This is a genomic window from Microcoleus sp. AT8-A3, assembly GCF_036705675.1.
GTDB lineage: Bacteria > Cyanobacteriota > Cyanobacteriia > Cyanobacteriales > Microcoleaceae > Microcoleus.
Genome location: NZ_JAUBVD010000036.1, coordinates 13,887 through 34,393 on the forward strand (window position 1 = coordinate 13,887; position 20,507 = coordinate 34,393).

Sequence of the window (20,507 nt, forward strand, 5' to 3'; positions counted from 1 at the left end):
TTGCCCGCCACCCATTACCAATCTACTCGTTGCGGAGCGATTGAGCTGCTAAATAGAGTTTGCTCCACTCGCCGATGACTTGATTGGTTTTCAGCTTTAATTCAGATGCGATCGTCTCTACACTTTTCCCAGCTTTCAGCGATTCTACCAACTGCCGCTGCACCGGCGTGAGGTCTTGTAAATATTGCTGCCACTGGGCGGGAGTCAAGCCCAAACTGTGTTCTTGGAGCGAAGTTTCCAGCCAGTTGGCGACTAATTCCGGTGCTTGTTTGACCGCAAAAACCCGAATCGCGTGGTAACTGACTTTTTCTCGCAAGCGGTAAATTTGCTTGATCGGAACCTTCAACTCCTCGGCAATTGCCTCTTGGGAACGACCTTGCAGGTAAAGCTGCAGCCACCGAGAAGCCAGCGGATCGACTTCAGCAGCCAAGTAATTCTCAAATTCTTGTTGGACAATCTGCCGCTGAGTTTGCTGCTCTTCCCAAGCTTGATTTTCTCGATACTCGGACATCGCCTGTTCGTCTAGCAGACTAAGCGGTTCGTCTGTATCGTCGGGTAGAACCTGTTCCGACACCAGCCGCACCCAGTCTCCCGCAGGCACTTGGGTCAACCCGCCCCGCTGGGCACGCCGCAGGTAGTTGACAAAACGGTACACCAGCAGCGGCTGGTTGCGGATCGGCCGCAAGCAGTATTCTTCTGTGCTCGCTAGCAGCAAAGCATTTCGGAGGCGTCTGTCTGAGGTGCATTCGGCAATCCAGGCGACTTGCTGCTGCAGGTAGCGATCGGAATTGAGCATTTCCTGAATCACTTCTTGCAGTACCTCCACCGCACTCCGCTGTCTGTCGCGACTCAGGGAAACCCACGCTTGGATTTTTTGCCGGAGCACAACCAAACCGCCCAGCCGCCCGATCAAGTTGCGGTAAGCTTTTTCTGGCGGTACTCCCAGATACCGAGAAATCAAAATTCGATATAAAAAGTCGATCGCCCCAGAGGCGACAGACAATTGAGTTGGGCTAAGAGTGTCAAATCTTTCGGGCTTGTCTCCCAACAGCCAGCGGACAACACTCTCGCGGGTGCTAGAATTTTCGTCCGGGCAATCTTGTTCAAGTCGTGACTTCCAATCTTGTGCCAGTCTTTCCGCCAAGGTCATGAGCTGTTGAGCTATTTGTCTTTCACCCCCGATTTTACGTGGTATCCTGGATTTTTGAGTATTTTTCAGATATTTCAGATATACGATCGCGCGATCGGATAAATTACCTTAAATTACCCTAAACAAAATTCCATTACGGTGCGATATGCCTAACTTTTTATTAGAACTCGGTACAGAAGAATTGCCCGCATCTTTTGTCAAAGGCAGCGTCGAGCAGTGGCAGCGACTGGTACCTGCAACTCTGGCAGAAGCATCCTTGACAAATGACTCAATTAATGTATACGCTACTCCGAGGCGTTTGGCCGTTCTCGTGAAAGGACTGCCAGTTCAGCAATTAGACAGAGAAGAAGAGGTAAAAGGGCCACCCGCGAGTTCGGCTTTTAAAGATGGCAAACCGACGAAAGCAGCCGAAGGTTTTGCGAAAAAGCAGGGCGTAGAAATTGATGCGTTGGAAGTTCGCGCTACCGATAAAGGCGATTTTGTGTTTGTGCTCAAAAAGATTCCGGGGCGGATGAGTGCGGATATTTTGACAGAACTTGTGCCGCAGTGGATTAATAAGTTAGAAGGCAAAAGATTTATGCGGTGGGCCGACGGAGATTTGAAATTTCCGCGCCCGATTCGATCGATCGTGGCGCTGTTAGATGATACTGTACTGCCAATTACATTGGTGAGCGGTTCGGATACGGTCAAGAGCGATCGAATTTCCCAAGGACACCGGGTGTTATACACCCCCCCTACACCCCTGGGAGGGGTCTCCATTCCCCAAGCCGAGGATTATGTCGAGTGTCTGCGGGCTGCTTGCGTTGAGGTCGATCGAACCCAGCGCAAAAATCAAATTAAAGCACAAGTAGAAGCCGCAGCGACAAAACAAGGCGGTTACGCCGACATTACCGAAGATTTGTTAGAAGAAGTCACCGACTTAGTAGAATGGCCGAACGCAGTTGTCGGCAAATTTGACGAGGAATTTTTGATATTGCCGCCGGAAGTAATCACCACAATTATTGTTACAAACCAGCGGTATTTTCCCATCCTCAAAAGCCCCGATTATCCAGAACTTCTGCCCTATTTCATTACAATTTCTAACGGAGATCCCGCTAAAGCCGCGATTATTGCCGCCGGTAACGAGCGAGTAGTGCGGGCGAGATTGGCAGACGGTCAGTTTTTCTACAAAGCAGACTTGGCAAAGCCTCTAGAGGATTATTTGCCCAAGTTGGAAACAGTAACTTTCCAGGAAGATTTAGGGACTGTGCGCGCCAAGGTCGATCGCCTGTGCAAGATTGCCAGTCTCATCACCAATCAACTGCAAATCACAGAGGAAGAGCAAGCTGATGTAGCAAGAGCCGCCTTACTTTGCAAAGCCGACCTCGTAACCCAAATGGTTTACGAACTTCCCGAAATGCAAGGAATCATGGGGCAGAAATACGCCTTAGCAAGTGGCGAATCGGAAACAGTAGCCACAGCGATTTTTGAACATTATTTGCCCAAAGGTGCGGGCGACAATTTGCCCCAAACTCTGACAGGTCAAATTGTCGCCATAGCAGACAAATTAGATACATTAGTCAGCATCTTCGGCTTGGGAATGTTGCCGACTGGTTCATCCGATCCCTTCGCTTTGCGTCGCGCAGCCAATGCAATAACTAACATTATTTTGGCGGCTCAGTTGCCACTCAACTTGCACAACTTGCTCGCAGAAGTTGTCGCAGAATTTACCGCAGCGCGCCCCGAAACACCAGCCGAGTTGCTAGATCAGTTATACGATTTTTTCTTGCAAAGAATTCGGACTTTGTTGCAAGAAGAAAAGAATGTAGATTACGATTTGGTAAATGCAGTTTTGGGAGAAAACGACCCAGAATATACTGAACGAGCATTGAGAGATTTGTTGGACGCACTGGAAAGAGCACTTTTCCTACAACAAATCCGCAATAACCAGACTTTGGATCGGATTTACGAAACCGTCAACCGTTCAACTCGTTTGGCGGCTCAAGGTGATTTGGATAAAATACAATTGGAACCGAAAGCGGCGGTGAAACCGGAGTTATTTCAAAAGTCGTCTGAACAAGCTTTCTACGATGCCGTAGTGCAGTTAGTGCCGCAAACGCAGCTATCCAAACAAACTCGGAATTACCAGCAATTAGTAGATAGTTTGACTGAGATTGCTCCAACTGTCAGCAACTTTTTCGACGGGCCAGAAAGCGTTTTGGTGATGGATTCTGACCCCGAAATTAAGCGCAATCGGTTGAATTTACTGGGTTTGCTGCGGAATCACGCGCGGGTGTTGGCTGACTTTGGGGCGATCGTCAATCGATTTTAGATTTGAGATTTTAGATTTTAGATTGCCGTCAAAGGTTTTGATGTAATATCAAATCCATTGGTATCGGAATTATTCATTTCTATCTTCTCTCTTCTCCTCCTCTGTGCCCTCTGCGCCCTCTGCGGTTAAATCATCCAAAAAAAACCGTAACCGAAATCGATTTTAGATTTGAGATTTTAGATTTTAGATTGCCGTCAAAGGTTTTGATGTAATATCAAATCCATTGGTATCGGAATTATTCATTTCTATCTTCTCTCTTCTCCTCCTCTGTGTCCTCTGCGCCCTCTGCGGTTAAACCATCCAAAAAAAACCGTAACCGAAATCGATTTTAGATTTGAGATTTTAGATTTTAGATTGCCGCCAAAGGTTTTGATGTAATATCAAATCCATTGGTATCGGAATTATTCATTTCTATCTTCTCTCTTCTCCTCCTCTGTGCCCTCTGCGCCCTCTGCGGTTAAATCATCCAAAAAAAACCGTAACCGAAATCGATTTTAGATTTTAGATTGTGGATTTTAGATTGCCGCCAAAGGTTTTGATGTAATATCAAATCCATTGGTATCAGAATTATTCATTTCTATCTTCTCTCTTCTCCTCCTCTGTGTCCTCTGCGCCCTCTGCGGTTAAACCATCCCCAAAAAACCGTAACATATAAGAGGAAAAAACCAAGAAAATTCGCTCCATCACACACAACTTATGCCGATCGCTCATATCATTGGACTAGGAAAATCAGGAATTGCCGCCGCCAGACTGCTAAAACGCGAAGGATGGGAAGTAACGCTGAGCGATCGCTCATCTTCCCCAAACTTGCTCGAACAGCAACAGGAATTCGCTAACGAAGGAATTAATGTTGAGTTAGGTAAATCCTTTGAACCAGTCGAATCTATAGAATTAATAGTAGTAAGTCCGGGCGTTCCCTGGGACAGTCCAGCATTAGTGCGCGCCAGAGAGTTAGGGATTGAAACAATCGGAGAAATGGCTCTCGCGTGGCGTTACCTCAAATCTCCTTGGGTGGGAATTACCGGCACTAACGGCAAAACTACTACTACTGCTTTAATTGCGGCTATTTTTGCAGAGGCCGGGCTTTACGCTCCCGCTTGCGGCAATATTGGCTATGCTGCGTGCGAATTAGCTTTAGGCGAAAAACAGCCGGATTGGGTAATCGCAGAAATCAGCAGCTATCAGATAGAATCCTCGCCGTTTGTAGCGCCGCGCATCGGAGTTTTGACGACTTTGACGCCGGATCACCTCAGCCGCCACAAAACTTTAGAAAATTACTACAACATTAAAGCGCATTTGCTGAAAAAGTCGGAATTGCAAGTAATCAACGGCGACGATCCTTGTTTGCGGCAACAAGGAGTTGACATTTGGCCCGATGCGTGTTGGACGAGTGTCAAAGGTGAAAAAGATTTGTTGGGAAATACAGATTTTGGAGCCTATATTCAAGATGGTTGGGTAATAGCTCAAGGCGAGAAAATTCTGCCTGCTGATTCTTTGCGGATGGTGGGAGAACACAATTTGCAGAATTTGTTAATGGCGGTGGCGGCGGCTAATTTGGCGGGGATAGATAAAAGTGCGATCGCCCAAGCCATTGCCAAATTCCCCGGAGTTTCGCACCGCCTGGAACACATCTGCACTTGGGAAGGCATAGATTTCATCAACGACAGCAAAGCTACTAATTATGACGCCGCCCAAGTCGGGTTGGCTTCTGTTAGCGCACCGGCGATTTTAATTGCGGGCGGCGACGCCAAAGAAGGGGACGATCGCGCGTGGATTGATACAATCAAGGCGAAAGCTGCTGGGGTGTTGCTAATTGGGGATGCGGCAGGTATTTTTGCCGATCGGCTCGAACAAGCAAATTACAACGCTTGGGAAATAGTCGAAACAATGGAACGAGCAATCCCGCGAGCAGCAGAATTAGGCAGACAAAACAACGCTAAAGTAGTGCTGCTTTCCCCAGCCTGTGCTAGCTTCGATCAATACCAAAACTTCGAGCAACGGGGCGATCATTTCCGCCAATTATGCCTCGAATCCCTGATTTAACGAACATCAATCCTGTAGGGGCGGGTTCACCAACAATTTATGGCTAAAACCAATAATCTCGTAAACCCGCCCCCACCCAACAGACTAAAACCAATAATCTCGTAAACCCGCCCCCACTCAACTGTCAATCACAATCTACCGCTTTCAAGATACAAGAGGCGGGTTCACCAACATCTTTAATTGGCTAACCATAATCTTCATAAACCCCCCGTCCATACTGTCTTCCAAATATCCTTAATTCTAGCCTGCTCTTCCCATTCTAGCTCCTGAAAAGCTATCATTATCTCCTCATGAGTATAATCAATAATGATTGCCGCCAAATGAGCAGCGGTTTCCGCTTCCAGCATGGCTGTTTTTAACTTTGCCATTGCCTCTTTATCCATTAGCACTAAACTTTGAATATTGACCTCACTTTCATTTTAATTGTGTCTGCAAATGTCTTTTAATTGGCTCTGAAAATCAGCAATCTGAGCAGCACTTATTGTATCAGAATGCGACGACGATATTTTAAATTGGCTACAAAGCTGAGAGCGCAATTTTTCATCAATCTCCAGAATATTGCCTTGGGAAGCGACGTTTTTTTGCAACAAAATTGCGATTTCCCTTTCCAGTTGGCGATTTCCTTGCTGAAAGAAGTCTTGAGAGTTAGAACGAAACAAACCGCTATTGACTTGCTGAATTTGGCTCGGTGTCAGCGATTGAGCCGAGACAGCAGCCGGAAATGCCAAAGATGCTGCTAGCCACCAGCTATAAATTATCTGTTTGAGAATGCTGTTCATCACTGTCTGGAGGAGTTATCACCTCAGTTGGTTTCTCGTTTTCTGACTCGCTTGCTAATTCATCTTCTCGTTCAAGTTTTTCTTGCCACTCGACAAGCTGCTGAAAAAGTTTCGGGTTAATTTCAAATACGGGTTTGTTGGTTTCTGACATATTTACTCCTAACATTTATTACATTTAACTGGTTTCCGAACTCTGCCTGCGAACCGCTGTCCAGAGAATATGCCTCGTTTTTTCAACAGGAAAAGTGGAGGCATATCCTCCGGATATGCGTAACCAGGCAGAGCTTGGCAACGAGTAGAAAAACAAGTATGTCGATCGGAAGTTACGCTCCCACCTTCAGCAGCGACATAATTATGCCTGTTAATGAACCACCAAGCAAAGCTAAAGTAGCTAAGGTACTAATGCCAAATCCTGCCGCTCTTTTTTCGGCAGCTTGATAGTAACCCCAAGCAAACAAAATACGTCCAATTATCCAAACTGCGCCGATACCGGCGGCCCAAATTGGGCTGATAAATTGCGAGAACAGCCACAGCGAGGGCAAAAATAGAATCATTTGCTCTAAGGTATTTTGCTGAACTCGCACCACTCGCTCAAAGTCTGGGTTTCCTGTCATCTGCGGGGGAGAAACTTTATATTTGAATCTAGCTCTGCCGACGTTGATGGTAACAACGAAGTAGAGAATTAATGCTGAAACAGTAATTAGACTAGGCCAAAGTGTGGCGTTTGCTTCTGCGAGCATGATTCGGTATTATTGGGGTGGACTATATATAGCAATCCTCGCATCGTTTGTGTAATTATTGTAGGGGGCAAACCCCCCGTGGTTGCCCCATGAGGCCGAGGTAAGCAAAGAAAGGCATTACCCCTACATCTTTTTACGACTCCTGCAAGGATTGGTATATCTTGATTATAAATCAATTATTGCCGATCGCGTTATTCATCGCCATCCCGTCATTCAAGGCAGGGGATTTGATGCAACTGCTGGGTATTAGTGGCGCGACAATTGCTTTCGGATTCTGGGACATCCTCGAAAACTTGCTGGCTGGGATTTTGATTCTTTTGCTCGCACCTGCATAGGGATACCAGCCCCCGACTCTTGTCGTGAGTAGCCCAAATTTTAGACTTTTGTTCAACCTCCCAGATTCCTCAGTGTAGTCAATCTAAAATCTAAAATCTGTGGAGTAAATTTAAAATCTAAAATCTAAAATCTAAAATCGTGTGACGGATACAAGCCCCGACTTAAGGAGATTATTTTGCTCAACAATATTCGAGACAGTCTTAAATATTTCACTAGGAGCAGGATTCCTCGAGAGCATCTAAAGCAAATACGAGTTGACTTGTTGGAAGAATCAACCCTAAATATTAACTATCTTGTCTTAATTCTCGGTTCCTGTATAATTGCCACCTTTGGACTGCTTTCCAACAGTGCAGCCGTCATTATCGGTGCTATGATCGTTGCGCCTCTGATGTTGCCAATCCGAGGGTTAGCATTTGGAGCGGTAGAAGGTAACGTTATCATCTTCCGCAAAGGTTTAGTTGCATTAGCAGTCGGGACGGTGCTAGCAATTTTTTTAGCTTGTTTTCTGGGCGCTTTGGTACAAATTCCCGACTTTGGAAGCGAAGTTTTAGCTCGTTCTAAACCTACATTACTAGACTTGGGAATTGCGATCGCCGCTGGGGGAATCAGTGGCTATGCAAAAGTTCAGCCCAAAGTTTCTGCTACTCTGGCGGGAACGGCGATCGCCGTGGCTCTGATGCCACCAATTTGTGTTATAGGTTTAGGCTTATCTCAAGCTAATTGGTCGCTCAGCCTGGGAGCAAGCCTCCTGTATCTTACTAATTTGCTGGGAATTACTCTCTCCTGTATGCTAACCTTTTTGATGGCCGGCTACACCCCCCTGCATCGGGCCCGTAAAGCCATCTTTTGGGCGCTAGCATTGACGGCTATACTTGTAATTCCTCTGGGCGTGAGTTTTGCGGAATTGATCGAGCAAGCGCAACTTGAAGCTAGTCTGAAGCGGGCGTTGCTTAACCGAACTATTACTTTTCAACGGGTGGAACTGATTGCAACTGATACTAACTGGTTGACGAAACCGCCGGAAGTGCGTCTGATTGTTCGCAGCAGCGAAGCTTTGACACCCAAACAAGTCCAGCTTTTAGAAGCATTTGTCGAAAAAGAAATGGGTCAACCATTTACCTTAATTTTTCAAGTGAGTCAAGTTGAAGAAGTGCGGCGATCGACGCTGAATAAGTCCCGCTAAAAACCGAATCCTTAACTATTTTATTCCTAATTATATGACCCCAGAAGCTGTAATTAACCAAGTGACTATAGAGGGCAATCTGAAGCAATTTCTCTTAGTGCTATTAGTTTCCTTAAGTGTGGCGGTGCTGCCGCAAATATGGGGCTGGTTGCGCCAAATTCCCTACACGCTGCTTTTAGTAATTGTTGGGTTGGGTTTGGCTTTTATAGATGTGCGATTGGTGTCGCTATCGCCAAAACTGATTCTGTTGATTTTTTTGCCGCCTCTGTTGTTTGAAGCTGCTTGGAACCTGGAATGGCCTAAACTCAAGCGGGATTTAGTGCCGATCGCTCTTTATGCGGTTGTGGGTGTTGTTATTTCCGTTGCTGGCGTGGCTTTTGCTCTCAACCAAATAGCGGGAGTTTCTTTAGCGATCGCCCTGTTGGTAGGAGCTAGTATATCTGCTACAGATCCTGTTTCAGTTATTGCCTTGTTCCGGGAACTGGGAGTTGAAAAACGCCTAGCTTTGCTGGTGGAGGGAGAGAGTTTATTTAATGATGGCATTGCTATTGTTGCCTTTAGTTTTTTGGTGGGATTCTCTCTAGGGACTGATGAAGTTGGCATCCCAATTCTGATTGCGCGTTTCTTAGCTTTTGTGGGAATTGGGGTGGTTGTCGGCAGTTTAATCGGTTTTGGAGTTTCTTATCTGACTCAACCATTTGATTTACCTTTGGTGGAGCAATCGTTAACCTTAGTTTCAGCCTACGGCACTTATATAATTGTGGAGGAATTGGGTGGTTCTGGGGTGATTGGTGTGGTGGTGATGGGCTTGATATTTGGAAACTTCGGCTCTCGTATCGGTATGCAGCCCAGTACCAGACTTGCGGTGACACAATTTTGGAATTTTTTGGCGTTTTTTGTAAATTCGATCATGTTCCTGCTGATTGGCGATCAGATGAGGTTTGCTGATTTGGGAACGAATTTAGGAGTGATTGGCATAACTGTAGTGGCGATGTTTGTGACGCGAGCGATCGCTATTTTTGGTTTAGGATGGTTGAGCAATTGGTTAGGACACTCTGAAATTTCATTGCCCGATCAAACTGTAATTTGGTGGGGAGGATTGCGGGGTTCTGTCTCGATTGCTTTAGCTTTGAGCGTACCCCATGTTCTGCCCGATCGACCAAAAATTATTGCGATCGTGTTTGGTGTAGTTTTATTTACGCTGCTAGTACAAGGTTTAACCACCAAGGCGCTGCTGGAAAAACTGGGCTTGTTGAACAACCAGGAGTTGCGCCAGGAGTATCTGGAGGCGATCGCCCAACGTGTTGCTCTCAATCGGGTTCTCAAGCATCTATCTGAAGTATCGGGCGATCGTAAAATCGAGCCTGAGTTTTCCAATCATCTCGTGAGTCAGCTTCAAGAAAAATTAAACTTGCTGCAAGCAGGAATCAATCAAATGTACGATCGATCTCCTGAACTGCGGCAGATGACTATCGACAAACTCGAAGGGGATTTGGAGGCAATAGAGGCTGATACTTATGCTGAATTTGTGCGATCGGGTCAATTGAAGGAGCTGCCTGTTTCTGTGTTGCAGCAATGTTTTAAAGAGCGGAATGAGACAATTGTTTCTTAAAGCGAATTCGGTTGCAGGATAAACAGAAATAAGTTGTAAGCTGAAGTGCATTTAAATTGTTGTATAGTCAAATTTAAGAAAAGTCTTGTGGGTGGGCCATAAAGCCTGCCCAAAAATACAATTTAGATGCCCAACAGCTTAGGAATGAGAATTAAATAACTTCCACAAGTTTGTGTGTGGGATGGGCTCTTATAGCCCGTCCACTCATGACGGGCTATAAGAGCCCATCCCACAATAACAATTAAAATTGTAAGTTATTTAATTCGCGAGCCTTACTATAACGAGGACGGGTTTTGGGCTTTCGACAGAAAGTATTGTTGGCAATCAAAAACAGTCCGAATTGTTGAGGGGCGGACATGGTATAATTCCTGATATTGTAGGGTGCGTCAGCCTCATAAATTTTTACAGTTATGTCAAAAATTGATCGAGCTGACGCACCCTACGAGAATTTGAATATGAGCTAGATCATAGAAAGATTAGGCAGAATTGGGTAAACTGAGATTAAGGTTACATAGGAGGTCAATTTAATGACCAATACTGCTCTCAATTTTAAGACTGCACCCGGACATGAAGTTCTGGCCGCGGCGGGTAAGAAAATGTTGAGGCCGGGGGGGAAACTTGCTACGGAACAGTTATTTGAATGGGCGGATTTTCAGCCTGGGGAGACTGTTTTGGAGTTGGCTGCTAGTTTTGGATATAGTTCGATCGCCCTTGTTGAACGTTTTGGCGTAAAAGTAGTGGGAGTTGAGAAAAATCCCGACAGTGTGGCCCGCGCTCGTGCTAATGTTGCAGCAGCCGGTTTGAGCGATCGAGTGGAAATTGTGGAAGGAGATATTTTTCACTTGGATCGGATTTCCCAACAGTTTGATTGGGTATTGGCTGAAGCTATTCTGACAATGCAGTCACCGTCGGGGAAAGCTAAAATTGTATCGGGAATTTGCGATCGTTTAAAACCAGGCGGCAAGTTTCTCTCTCACGAACTTTTAGCTAGAAACCGAGAATCAGAAATTCAAAAAGCTTTATCAGAAGTGACTCGGGCTAATTCAACGCCTTTGTCTGAGTCGGGCTGGATTGCTGCTTACCAAAAGGCGGGTTTGCAAGTAGAAAAGTGTCAAACCGGGGCGATGGGACTCCTAAATTTGTCGCGAATGCTGCAAGATGAAGGGTTTGTGGGTACTGTGCGGATTGTGTGGAATATTTTAAGTCGATCGCAAATTCGCGATCGTATCTTAGCAATGCGTCGAGTTTTCCAGCATTACCAACAGGATCTAGGCTACATCGTTATCTCTGCCAAAAAACAATCTTAACCGACTCAATCGATTTTCGATTTTCGATTTTTGATTTTCGATTGAAGAAAGTGAAGCCACTGATAAATCCGGGGGTTCATGACCAAATTAATCGATTTTTGATTTTCGATTGAAGAAAGTGAAGCCACTGATAAATCCGGGGGTTCATGACCAAATTAATCGATTTTCGATTTTCAATTGAAGAAAGTGAAGCCACTGATAAATTCGAGACTTGTGACCAAATTAATTAATTGTCAAAAACTATGACTACTACTCTTTTACCGCTACAATCTTCAGCAATCCAACTCCGAGACGCAATTGAATATCCCGCCGCCGGAGTGCTTAACAAAATTTTAGTCAAAGACAAAAATTGTCAGTACAGTTTATTTTGTCTGGCTGCAGGAACGGAAATTTCGGAACACTCTTCGGCAAGGAATGCCACAGTTAATGTCATCGAAGGAAAGGGTATTTTGACTCTTGAAGGCAAGGATATTGTTTTGGAACCGGGGGTATTTGTCTTCATGCCCGGTAAAGCTCTTCACGCTTTGAAAGCCGAAGAAAATTTGGCGTTTATTTTGACACTTTCCGAGGCTCATTAATTTCTGCAATATTGCTTGGGGGGCGGGTTTTATACTTGCCTAAAATCAATAATCTCATCAACCCGCCCCGATTCACAGTAGGGGCGGGTTTTACCAACCATAATTGCCTAAAATCAATAATCTCATAAACCCGCCCGATTCACAGATTGTCGGGGGCGGGTTTATGTAGATAGTGAGTTGCAGTCAAATATTGTTTGTGAAACCCGCACTACAAGAATTGGGATTTTAACATTTAGTCTATTTCTTCTCCAGAGGCGGTATCCTCCAATTTTTCCCAATCCAATACAATAATTTTACCGCCTCGACTGTAGGAGACAAACGGCTTGAGTTTCTTAAATAACCGCACGCATTCTTCGTAGGTAATTCCAATGCTGCGAGCGATTTGATAGTAGGGAAAACGTTTTTCTAAACATACACTATTATCAGCAAGCTTCGTACCTTGCTCGACGCCAAAGTAATGAATAAATCGGGCTAGTCGCACGATCGCCCTTTCCGACACCAACCCGTGCACAGTCTCGTGCAGTTGCTGCAACCGCTGATTAAAAACCGCCAATATTCGCAAAGCAATCTCAGGATTTTCCCGAATAGCTGCTAGCAAAAATTCCCGTTCTGTGGTAAGAACTTGCACATCAGTTTCTGCAGTCACCGTTGCGGGGGCAATGCCGTTGCCTAGCAAAGCAGGTGCAGCAAAAATATCTCCCTGAAACAAAGTGCGGAGAATTGTTTCTTTGCCCGCCGTCGCTGTTTTTGCAACCCGTAGAGAACCGCTCAAAAGAGTGTATAATTTTTCGGGGATGCGATCGCCCTCATACATCACAACTTCTCCCTGTCGGTAAGTGCGAATTGCTGTATGTTCTTGCAATCGCTCTAATTCAGTTTGGTTTAAGCTGGTAAATATTCCAATTTTAGCCAGTTGCTCAACAGTTGATTTCATACTTTTAACTCTACCCGCTCGGAGTCTATTTACAGTATAATAACGGTGAATTCAGAATATATCGAAACAAGCAGAGCCATCTACGAAAATGCAGAACCAGAATATCGGCGATATTATTTTGATGAGATAGCTGGCGGATTTGTGCTAATTCACCAACAACATAATCTTAATAATTCGGAAATCTTTATTGCTGAAGTTTTGGCTAAAATAGGGAAGAGAGTTAGAATGTTGAGCGAGCAAGCAGCAGAGGGTGTCAGAACGCCAGATGCTGAGATAGACGGTGAGATTTGCGAATTTAAGGAGTTGACAGAACAGACTCAAAACATCAGAGACCGAGTGCAAGAAGGCATCAGTAGAGCAAAAAAACAAGGTGCAGTAACGGTTATTTTTCACGTAAACCGAAAGAGTTACGAGTTTTGGAAGGTAAACGACGGCATCAGAAAAGCTTTTTATTGGGACGACACACAACGGATTCAGAGCATTATATTAGTATTCAATAGCGAAGAATCTCAAGAAATTACTAGGGAGGAATGGGAAAATGGAAGACGTTTTTAATGAGTTTGAAGAAATTATACAAAGAGGATTAAAAAATAATATGCCGCGAGATGCCAAATTGATAACTGTTGGGCAAATTCTTTATGCAGTTACCCGCGATGAGCTGACAAATAAAGAAGGTTGGCAGCTTGAAGCAATGCTGGGAGGCAGAAAAAACTGGGAAGAGGCACTTGAGTACAGCATTTTTGGCTATCCAGTAGATACAGAAATGCCATCTTTAGACAAACCTCTAATTATTGCCGGCAAAACTTTTCATTCTCGTTTGATGACGGGGACGGGAAAATATCGCAGCATCGCAGAAATGCAGCAAAGTGTCAACGCTAGCAGGTGCGAAATTGTGACTGTAGCTGTGCGGCGAGTGCAAACAAATGCTCCGGGGCATGAAGGATTGGCAGAGGCTCTCGATTGGACTAAAATCTGGATGCTGCCAAATACTGCCGGTTGTCAAACTGCGGATGAGGCGATTAGAGTAGCTCGTTTAGGGCGGGAAATGGCGAAACTTTTAGGGCAAGAAGACAATAATTTTGTCAAATTAGAAGTGATTCCCGATGCTAAATATTTGCTGCCCGATCCGATCGGCACTTTGGAAGCTGCAGAACAATTAGTCAAAGAAGGTTTTGCCGTTTTGCCCTACATCAATGCCGATCCCCTGCTGGCAAAACGCCTAGAAGAAGTCGGTTGTGCGACAGTCATGCCTTTAGGTTCGCCCATCGGTTCCGGGCAAGGGATCAACAATGCGGCCAACATTCAAATAATTATTGACACGGTGAAGGTTCCTGTGGTAGTCGATGCGGGTATCGGAACCCCCAGCGAAGCGGCGCGAGCAATGGAAATGGGAGCAGATGCACTGTTGATTAATTCGGCGATCGCCAATGCCCAAAATTCCCCGGCAATGGCAAAAGCAATGTCCATGGCAGCAGAAGCGGGGCGGATGGCGTACTTAGCAGGCAGAATGCCGATCAAAGATTACGCGATCGCCTCTTCCCCCCAAACAGGCACCGTCACATCCAAATAAATTCCTGAATTTTCCTGGGCGCTTTTTTGGTAGAGTTGTAAGCATCAAAAATATTAAGGATTGTGACTGATGCCTTACATCAAAGATGACGATGGACGCCTGAACAACTTTGCTAAAGAGCCGAAGGTGTATGAAGCCGTACCTCCCAACAAAAATCAGCAACGCAACTACATCATCATGGGTATTGCAGCAGCCATGTTAGTCGCCGGTTTGGTGTACGTGGCTGCCTCCGTCTGAAAACTGGCCTGAGACTCAAAGCTGCTTCAAATCGCAATTTTAAATAATCCTTCGAGAAACCATGTTTTCCTTTCCCAAGGAAACATGGTTTTTGTGTTTCAATACAAAGCAGGTAGTTGCGACAATCCTGAAGCGTGCCGAGCGAGCCCGAAAGCTAAATAAGACCAGCATAAATTTGGTGTTTTCCTCTCTGCTGTTGGGTTCAGGGACTTGGGTTGCAAATACTAACACGGGTTCGTCACTCACATAAAATTGCCAATTGAAAATCTACAATCCTTTAGTCATCACCGGTGCGATTGACAATTCCCGCATCCAGGATACCCGCCACGTGATTCATCCGTCCAGAAATAAAAAACCTGTATCCGAGAAACTTGCCGAACGTATTTATCTCGCGCAAGTCAAGGCTTCAATCTAAAATCTAAAATCTAAAATCTAAAATCGATTGACTGCCTTTGGGGCGCAAGTTGTGAGTTATGAGCGATCGAGATTTCAACTTTCAACTCTACAATCTAAAATCTACAATCCAAAATCTAAAATCTAAAATCTAAAATCGGCTGATCCTGATGTCTATTCCTTCCCAAAAAGTTTCTAGCTCGAACAAGCTGATCTACCAACGCTTGAAACAGGCGATCGACCTCAATTTACGCCGTCAAATTTTTATTGCCGCCTGCGACGACTTGTGCTTGCGAGACTGTCTGGCAGCCCGCTTGCAGACAGAATTAGCCGCAGAGAGCGCAGGCTCCGATCCTCGCTCCCCGATCGACTACCCCCGATTTGTCAGCTTGGAACTCGACTTGAGCGATCCAAATCCTTGGGGTTCGATCGCCGCGTGGCTGACTCAACACCCACCGCCCCAAAACAGGGGCAGCTACAGCCCTTTGCCGGGATTTCAAATTATCGGGGCAGAACACCTGACAAGGCAGTCAGCAGCCGTGCAGTGGTCGTTCCTGAGCTATTTGAGAGACATCGAAGCAAACCTGCAAATGTGCGAGTCTACTCTGTTGCTGTGGGTGTCGCGCCCCTGGCTGAGTTCGATCGAGCAATCGGCCCCAGAATTTTGGCACTGGCGAACCGGAGTATTTGAGTTTGAAGGCGAACCAACTCCAGCTAAGGAAGACTTCGGGCACTTTGAGGACTTCGGAAACTCAGGAGACTTGCGAAACCTGCGCGACAGCGGAGACTTTGGCAACAAACTTTTAATATCTTCTTTGTCTGGACAATCCCCAATTCCCGACGAACAATTCCCAATTTCCTATCCCCCGTCTCCAGCCCCTGATTCTAAATCCGTCCAACTGGCAGATGAGGAACAATCCCCAATTTCCTATCCCCCGTCTCCAGCGCCAGATTCTAAATCCGTCCAACTGGCAGATTTGGTTTTAGCAGCAGCTTCTGAGGATTTGGCAGCCGAAAATAATCCCGCATCAGAGGAGAATTTTCTGCCGCTGCAAACCCTGCAATACATCGAACTGCTGCAAGAACATCAGTGTTGTTGTGAAGCATTAGCTTTGGCTTATCACGGTTTGGGAAATTACTACCGCGATCGCATTCTGGGCGGAGACATTTCAGAGCAAAACCTGACCATCGCCATTGGTGCGATCGAACAAGTGATTGCGTATCTCGAAGTTGACAGCAAGTCGCAGCAAAATCAACCACTAACTGAGGAATGCGCGCGGCTGATTGCCCAATTGACACAAAATTTAACTCAGTACGCCCAGGAGTCCCACAGCCTACCGCCAATTTCCGATCTGCTCAACGATCTCGGCACTCTCTACTGGATGCTATCGCGCGATCGCACGCAGCATAACGCCTCAGATCCAGTATCCAGCCTTGAACGCAGCATCGCCCTCTACCTTGAAGGTTTGAACCGAACAGATGCCGAAACCGTACCCCAAACCCGCGTTAGATTAAACAAAAATTTGGGAATCGCCTCGGCAGATTTAGCTCGCTATCGAGACAAGACAGAGAACTTGCAGCACGCAGTTGCAGCTTACCAACAAGCGCTGCTGGATCTCGATCCCGCCGTGGAGCCCCAGCAGTACGCTGCAGCTCAGAATAATTTGGCGACAGCATACTGGAATTTAGCTCAAGATGGTGAGCCGATCGTATATCTCAAAAGTGCGATCGCAGCTTACACCCAAGCCCTCTCCTGTTACAGTCCCGAACGAGAACCCCTCAACTATGCCGGAGTGCAAAACAACCTCGGTACCGCCTGCTGGAACCTCGCCCAGCACCAACCCTCAGAACCCCTGCTAGTCAGGGCGATTTCCGCCTACCGCGAAGCCTTGAAATACCGCACCAGAGAATTAGTACCCGCAGCAGCAGCAGCCACCTACAACAATCTCGGTACCGCTTATTGGCATTTGGCGAACCAGTTTCAGCAGAAACAGGCGCGGACGGAATCATTGCAGCAGGCGATTACCGCCTACGAAGCCGCCTTGGATATCGCCGGAAAGCTCGATCGAACCCAACTCACCTTTGACGCCTTGGCCGCCCGCAACAATCTCGGACTAGCCCACTATCAACTAGCCACCGACCCAGATTTCGCCACTAACAAAGTCGCACAGACAAGCCATCTAGAAGCAGCACTGCACCACCAGTTGCAAGTGTGCGCCGAATGGGGACAATATCTCAATGACAAAGGGTTAATATATGGGGATAAACTCAACCTGCAAGCCACGGCAAACTCCCAAGCTGCTGATTCCCGGCAAACAGCATTGAGCTATATTGTCAAAACGATTAGAGCTTTCTATAGTGAATGTGGGCTGCCAGGCCAAAATTTAGCCTTATCCAAAGTTCCCGGAGATTTATTGCCCGAAATCTTGCGTAGGTTATAAATATGGCTATAACTATTAAAAGCTCAATTTTTTCGAGATTTGTATCCAGTTTTCTATTATTATGGCTGAATATTCTTGCCTAATTCTTCAAGCAAACTTGTGGTCATGGCCCCTGTAAAAATTCTTGTGGTTGATGACGACCCGGCAATCCGAAATTTAATTCACCGTTTTTTGAGCCAGCAAGGTTATCAAGTTGAGTCTGGCGAGGACGGTCAGACTGGTCTGGAATTATTTGAGCAACTCAATCCTGACTTAGTAGTTCTAGATGTAAATTTACCTGATACAACTGGCTATAAACTGTGTCAAGAAATGCAAAGACGCACGGGCGTGTTTGTGTTGATGCTGACTGCCCGAACCGATGAAGCTGACAAAATGAAAGGGTTTGCCGAAGGTGCTGACGACTACATTACTAAACCTTTTAGTCTTGTAGAGATTGGAGCTCGCGTTGCAGCAATTTTGAAGCGTAAACGCATTGTTACTCCCGCGGAACAACAAAGTCTTACTTTTGGAGAGCTACTAATAGATCCGGTTCGCCGCGAGGTAATTCTCGGCAGCCAGATAGTTGCTTTGACTGCTTTAGAATTCGACCTGCTGTACTGTTTGGCTAGCAAACCCGGTCGCGTGTGGAGGCGATCGGAATTGCTGCATGAAGTGTGGGACTACGAGTATGTAGGAGCCGATCGCGTGGTGGATGTTCATATCGGTCAAATTCGCCGCAAAATTGAACTAGATCCCAATCAAATGCCGATGATTCAAACCGTCAGGGGGGTGGGTTACAAGTTTGAGCCAACAACCTAGTAGCATTCGCCGGCACGTCCGTCGGCACACCAGGCAGAAGGCAGTATAGGGGCGGGTTCACCAATATCTCTGATTCACATCCTCGATATTTGTAAACCCGCCCTCCCCACACAAGAATTCAGATCGATCGAGTATCTGATTGTTTTTTCTGCAAATACTCGCCCACTTCTCGTGCACGCTCAAAACCCCTTCGCACGCAATCTCCCAAAGCCACGCCGCCAACGTAGTTACTGCACAAATACACCCCCGGCAAAGATTTTAAGCCCTCATCGATTTGTTGCAGGCGATCGAAATGCCCCAAATTGTACTGAGGAATCGCCCGCTTCCACACATTCACCGCTAAAACTTTTGGCTGTGGCACATCTGGTTTCAGCAAAATCCGAGACAAATCTCGGTGCACCTCCCGAACGATTTCTTCTGAGTCGAGATTGCCAATTTCCGAGTCTGTTGCCCCGCCGATGAAACTGGTGAGAGTGTGCCAGCCTGCAGGCGTGCGATCGGCAAATAAACTTGATGTCCAAATCGTCCCCAGAGTGCGAATTCCCTGCCCCCTCGGAATTAAATTTCCAAAACCTACTAATTTACTCTTGACATCTGAGTGCGGATATGCTAAGACAACGCAGGCAACCGTAGGATAAGTAAAAGCTTGTAAAGCAGTGCTAACTTCTGGTTGCAGAGGCTGCAACAAATCGGCTGTAACATAAGCCGGCGTGGTCAAAACCACGGTACGCGCCTCAACTTCCTGCTGTCCGTCGGGCGTCGAGAATACAGCAATGTAAGTTTCGCGTTCTGTACGATCGAGGCGAGTCAGATGCCAGTTGAGTTTCAGTCGATCGCCCAATTCAGCAGCGATCGCCTCTGGCAAAGCCTTCAACCCCTGTTTAAACGAACCCAACTCCCCCGGCCTAGTAGACGGCACATTCGGGTCTGCAACAGTCTTTAGCCCCCCCTTGGTAAGGGGGGGTTGGGGGGGTCTTTTCCTAGCAGAAAGCAGCGCCCCCGCCACCAGCCCGCCACCCAGATCGGCCATCTTTGCTACCCGGCCAAAAGCCGCCGCTGCGCTAAGTTGTTGCGGATCGCCCGCATAAACCCCAGAAACAAAAGGTTCCACCAACCGCTGCATCACTTCCGTCCCCAGATGACGGCGGAAAAATTGAGAAACAGTTTCCTCGTTACCCTGCTGCGAAAGTCCAGCGCCCATTGCCGGCGCGACAAACCCCAAAGCCCCGAACAACGCCCGCAGTTTCCCCGGAAAACTCAGTAACTGAGACTGAATCATCGCCGGTGGAGTCATCGGCACCGGTTGCAGCTTTTTTTGCCAATACACAAAACGAGGCAATTTGCGATCGGCAAAAATCAACTCCTGCTTCAATCCCACATCCACAGCCAACTTCATCAATTCTGGCGTCGGCGAAAAACTGTTCGGGCCCTCCTCCCAGAGAAACCCCCCCGCTGTCACAGTGGTGATGTTCCCGCCCACACGTCCCTGACTCTCAGCGACTAAAATCTTCAGCGAGGATGGACTCGTTGCTTCCTTGTGAAGTGCGTGCGCCAAACTCAAACCGCTAATACCTGCACCCACAATCAAGGTATCTAATAGTTCCATATTACATAGAAAAATATCGCAATCTTTATGTTACATGGCTTTGCACGGCTTGCGTTCTTTGCCTCGCGTACTGCCAAACCGCTTTCAGATTAGCGAATTGGGAATTGGGAATCGGGAATTGGGAATCGGGAATTGGGAATTGGGAATCGGTAAGCTGTCGGGCATTTCTTAAGCATTTTTCTCGCAGGTTGTGGATTAACCTCTGCCCGTCTCCCCGTCTCCCCGTCTCTCCATCTCGCTTTTGTATCCGCTGGGTCTGCTTTAAAAAAAGAGCATCTGCTTTAATTAAGCTATATTCCCAAAAATACTATTTGTTTAAAATTTTTGTATTATAGGGAACAGCGCCGAAAATTGCACCGGGAAACGCAGCAGTACAGTGTCCAAAAAGATTTGACTGGGTTAAACTAACTTTAGGAAAATTGGAGAGCTTAAGCAAGTCAGCACCCCGCTCGGAAGAGATGGGGCTTTATGCCCTAATCAAAAGACATA

Annotated in this window: 20 protein-coding genes; 13 read left to right on the forward strand and 7 right to left on the reverse strand. The window is 46.5% G+C overall.

Annotated features, from left to right (window positions below; translation table 11 throughout):
* Window positions 1-22: 22 nt before the first annotated feature.
* On the reverse strand, window positions 23-1,150 hold the full coding sequence (locus QUB51_RS19745) for a HetZ-related protein 2 (protein ID WP_333051377.1): 1,128 nt from the start codon (window positions 1,148-1,150) through the stop codon (window positions 23-25).
* A gap of 145 nt (window positions 1,151-1,295) precedes the next feature.
* Between QUB51_RS19745 and glyS the strand changes: the two genes are divergently transcribed.
* Window positions 1,296-3,461 carry a glycine--tRNA ligase subunit beta gene (gene glyS, locus QUB51_RS19750; protein WP_333051379.1) on the forward strand — a complete coding sequence of 722 codons (2,166 nt, stop codon included), beginning with the start codon at window positions 1,296-1,298 and terminating at the stop codon, window positions 3,459-3,461.
* 696 nt (window positions 3,462-4,157) lie between these two features.
* Window positions 4,158-5,504: a UDP-N-acetylmuramoyl-L-alanine--D-glutamate ligase gene (gene murD, locus QUB51_RS19755; RefSeq protein ID WP_333051381.1), complete on the forward strand. Its 1,347-nt coding sequence runs from the start codon at window positions 4,158-4,160 to the stop codon at window positions 5,502-5,504.
* Between the two features lie 197 nt (window positions 5,505-5,701).
* On the opposite strand, the gene QUB51_RS19760 is transcribed toward murD, so the two are convergent.
* The 4 genes from QUB51_RS19760 to QUB51_RS19775 all read right to left on the reverse strand — a co-directional run bounded on the left by QUB51_RS19760 (window position 5,702) and on the right by QUB51_RS19775 (window position 7,023).
* Window positions 5,702-5,887: a hypothetical protein gene (locus QUB51_RS19760; RefSeq protein WP_333233722.1), complete on the reverse strand. Its 186-nt coding sequence runs from the start codon at window positions 5,885-5,887 to the stop codon at window positions 5,702-5,704.
* 36 nt (window positions 5,888-5,923) lie between these two features.
* On the reverse strand, window positions 5,924-6,283 hold the full coding sequence (locus tag QUB51_RS19765; protein WP_333051385.1) for a hypothetical protein: 360 nt from the start codon (window positions 6,281-6,283) through the stop codon (window positions 5,924-5,926).
* Window positions 6,252-6,434 carry a hypothetical protein gene (locus QUB51_RS19770; protein WP_333051386.1) on the reverse strand — a complete coding sequence of 61 codons (183 nt, stop codon included), beginning with the start codon at window positions 6,432-6,434 and terminating at the stop codon, window positions 6,252-6,254. The genes QUB51_RS19765 and QUB51_RS19770 overlap by 32 nt, the downstream gene beginning before the upstream one ends.
* A gap of 172 nt (window positions 6,435-6,606) precedes the next feature.
* The gene (locus QUB51_RS19775) at window positions 6,607-7,023 is read right to left on the reverse strand and encodes an MAPEG family protein (protein WP_333051388.1); all 417 of its coding nucleotides are present in this window, start codon (window positions 7,021-7,023) and stop codon (window positions 6,607-6,609) included.
* A gap of 161 nt (window positions 7,024-7,184) precedes the next feature.
* On the opposite strand from QUB51_RS19775, the gene QUB51_RS19780 reads away from it, so the two are divergent.
* The 5 genes from QUB51_RS19780 (at window position 7,185) to QUB51_RS19800 (ending at window position 12,039) form a co-directional block, all read left to right on the forward strand.
* Window positions 7,185-7,358: a hypothetical protein gene (locus tag QUB51_RS19780; RefSeq protein ID WP_333051389.1), complete on the forward strand. Its 174-nt coding sequence runs from the start codon at window positions 7,185-7,187 to the stop codon at window positions 7,356-7,358.
* A gap of 263 nt (window positions 7,359-7,621) precedes the next feature.
* Complete coding sequence (locus QUB51_RS19785; protein ID WP_333051391.1) at window positions 7,622-8,542, forward strand: DUF389 domain-containing protein; 921 nt, start codon at window positions 7,622-7,624, stop codon at window positions 8,540-8,542.
* Between the two features lie 34 nt (window positions 8,543-8,576).
* A complete protein-coding gene (locus QUB51_RS19790; RefSeq protein ID WP_333051392.1) occupies window positions 8,577-10,154 on the forward strand; it encodes a sodium:proton antiporter in 1,578 nt (525 codons plus the stop codon).
* A gap of 527 nt (window positions 10,155-10,681) precedes the next feature.
* On the forward strand, window positions 10,682-11,461 hold the full coding sequence (locus QUB51_RS19795; RefSeq protein WP_333051394.1) for a class I SAM-dependent methyltransferase: 780 nt from the start codon (window positions 10,682-10,684) through the stop codon (window positions 11,459-11,461).
* 242 nt (window positions 11,462-11,703) lie between these two features.
* A complete protein-coding gene (locus QUB51_RS19800) occupies window positions 11,704-12,039 on the forward strand; it encodes a cupin domain-containing protein (RefSeq protein ID WP_333051396.1) in 336 nt (111 codons plus the stop codon).
* Between the two features lie 232 nt (window positions 12,040-12,271).
* Here QUB51_RS19800 and QUB51_RS19805 read toward each other — a convergent pair whose 3' ends face one another.
* The gene (locus QUB51_RS19805; RefSeq protein ID WP_333051397.1) at window positions 12,272-12,973 is read right to left on the reverse strand and encodes a Crp/Fnr family transcriptional regulator; all 702 of its coding nucleotides are present in this window, start codon (window positions 12,971-12,973) and stop codon (window positions 12,272-12,274) included.
* A gap of 45 nt (window positions 12,974-13,018) precedes the next feature.
* Between QUB51_RS19805 and QUB51_RS19810 the strand changes: the two genes are divergently transcribed.
* The 5 genes from QUB51_RS19810 (at window position 13,019) to QUB51_RS19830 (ending at window position 18,412) form a co-directional block, all read left to right on the forward strand.
* Complete coding sequence (locus tag QUB51_RS19810) at window positions 13,019-13,528, forward strand: CdiA C-terminal domain-containing protein (RefSeq protein ID WP_333051398.1); 510 nt, start codon at window positions 13,019-13,021, stop codon at window positions 13,526-13,528.
* Between the two features lie 208 nt (window positions 13,529-13,736).
* Window positions 13,737-14,543: a thiazole synthase gene (locus QUB51_RS19815; RefSeq protein ID WP_333051818.1), complete on the forward strand. Its 807-nt coding sequence runs from the start codon at window positions 13,737-13,739 to the stop codon at window positions 14,541-14,543.
* A 69-nt stretch (window positions 14,544-14,612) separates the two neighbouring features.
* On the forward strand, window positions 14,613-14,780 hold the full coding sequence (psb34, locus tag QUB51_RS19820) for a photosystem II assembly protein Psb34 (RefSeq protein ID WP_106333461.1): 168 nt from the start codon (window positions 14,613-14,615) through the stop codon (window positions 14,778-14,780).
* Window positions 14,781-15,343: 563 nt separating this feature from the next.
* Window positions 15,344-17,614 carry a hypothetical protein gene (locus tag QUB51_RS19825; RefSeq protein ID WP_333051400.1) on the forward strand — a complete coding sequence of 757 codons (2,271 nt, stop codon included), beginning with the start codon at window positions 15,344-15,346 and terminating at the stop codon, window positions 17,612-17,614.
* A 105-nt stretch (window positions 17,615-17,719) separates the two neighbouring features.
* Window positions 17,720-18,412, forward strand: coding sequence for a response regulator transcription factor (locus QUB51_RS19830; protein ID WP_333051401.1), 693 nt, complete (start codon window positions 17,720-17,722; stop codon window positions 18,410-18,412).
* A gap of 118 nt (window positions 18,413-18,530) precedes the next feature.
* On the opposite strand, the gene hemG is transcribed toward QUB51_RS19830, so the two are convergent.
* Window positions 18,531-20,018, reverse strand: a complete 1,488-nt coding sequence (hemG, locus tag QUB51_RS19835; protein ID WP_333262421.1) for a protoporphyrinogen oxidase — start codon at window positions 20,016-20,018, stop codon at window positions 18,531-18,533.
* Window positions 20,019-20,052: 34 nt separating this feature from the next.
* On the opposite strand from hemG, the gene QUB51_RS19840 reads away from it, so the two are divergent.
* Window positions 20,053-20,190 (forward strand): hypothetical protein, encoded by a 138-nt coding sequence (locus tag QUB51_RS19840; RefSeq protein WP_333233720.1) that lies wholly within the window; start codon window positions 20,053-20,055, stop codon window positions 20,188-20,190.
* The last annotated feature ends 317 nt before the right edge of the window (window positions 20,191-20,507 follow it).

Bases quoted from the DNA above. Each gene is read 5' to 3' on its own strand.
- QUB51_RS19760 (WP_333233722.1), bottom strand. From the start codon at position 5,887: ATGGATAAAGAGGCAATGGCAAAGTTAAAAACAGCCATGCTGGAAGCG.
- QUB51_RS19790 (WP_333051392.1), top strand. From the start codon at position 8,577: ATGACCCCAGAAGCTGTAATTAACCAAGTGACTATAGAGGGCAATCTG.
- QUB51_RS19765 (WP_333051385.1), bottom strand. From the start codon at position 6,283: ATGAACAGCATTCTCAAACAGATAATTTATAGCTGGTGGCTAGCAGCA.
- QUB51_RS19795 (WP_333051394.1), top strand. From the start codon at position 10,682: ATGACCAATACTGCTCTCAATTTTAAGACTGCACCCGGACATGAAGTT.
- QUB51_RS19840 (WP_333233720.1), top strand. From the start codon at position 20,053: ATGGCTTTGCACGGCTTGCGTTCTTTGCCTCGCGTACTGCCAAACCGC.
- murD (WP_333051381.1), top strand. From the start codon at position 4,158: ATGCCGATCGCTCATATCATTGGACTAGGAAAATCAGGAATTGCCGCC.
- QUB51_RS19745 (WP_333051377.1), bottom strand. From the start codon at position 1,150: ATGACCTTGGCGGAAAGACTGGCACAAGATTGGAAGTCACGACTTGAA.
- QUB51_RS19815 (WP_333051818.1), top strand. From the start codon at position 13,737: ATGCCATCTTTAGACAAACCTCTAATTATTGCCGGCAAAACTTTTCAT.
- QUB51_RS19800 (WP_333051396.1), top strand. From the start codon at position 11,704: ATGACTACTACTCTTTTACCGCTACAATCTTCAGCAATCCAACTCCGA.
- QUB51_RS19825 (WP_333051400.1), top strand. From the start codon at position 15,344: ATGTCTATTCCTTCCCAAAAAGTTTCTAGCTCGAACAAGCTGATCTAC.
- psb34 (WP_106333461.1), top strand. From the start codon at position 14,613: ATGCCTTACATCAAAGATGACGATGGACGCCTGAACAACTTTGCTAAA.
- glyS (WP_333051379.1), top strand. From the start codon at position 1,296: ATGCCTAACTTTTTATTAGAACTCGGTACAGAAGAATTGCCCGCATCT.
- QUB51_RS19830 (WP_333051401.1), top strand. From the start codon at position 17,720: ATGGCCCCTGTAAAAATTCTTGTGGTTGATGACGACCCGGCAATCCGA.
- hemG (WP_333262421.1), bottom strand. From the start codon at position 20,018: ATGGAACTATTAGATACCTTGATTGTGGGTGCAGGTATTAGCGGTTTG.
- QUB51_RS19805 (WP_333051397.1), bottom strand. From the start codon at position 12,973: ATGAAATCAACTGTTGAGCAACTGGCTAAAATTGGAATATTTACCAGC.
- QUB51_RS19770 (WP_333051386.1), bottom strand. From the start codon at position 6,434: ATGTCAGAAACCAACAAACCCGTATTTGAAATTAACCCGAAACTTTTT.
- QUB51_RS19775 (WP_333051388.1), bottom strand. From the start codon at position 7,023: ATGCTCGCAGAAGCAAACGCCACACTTTGGCCTAGTCTAATTACTGTT.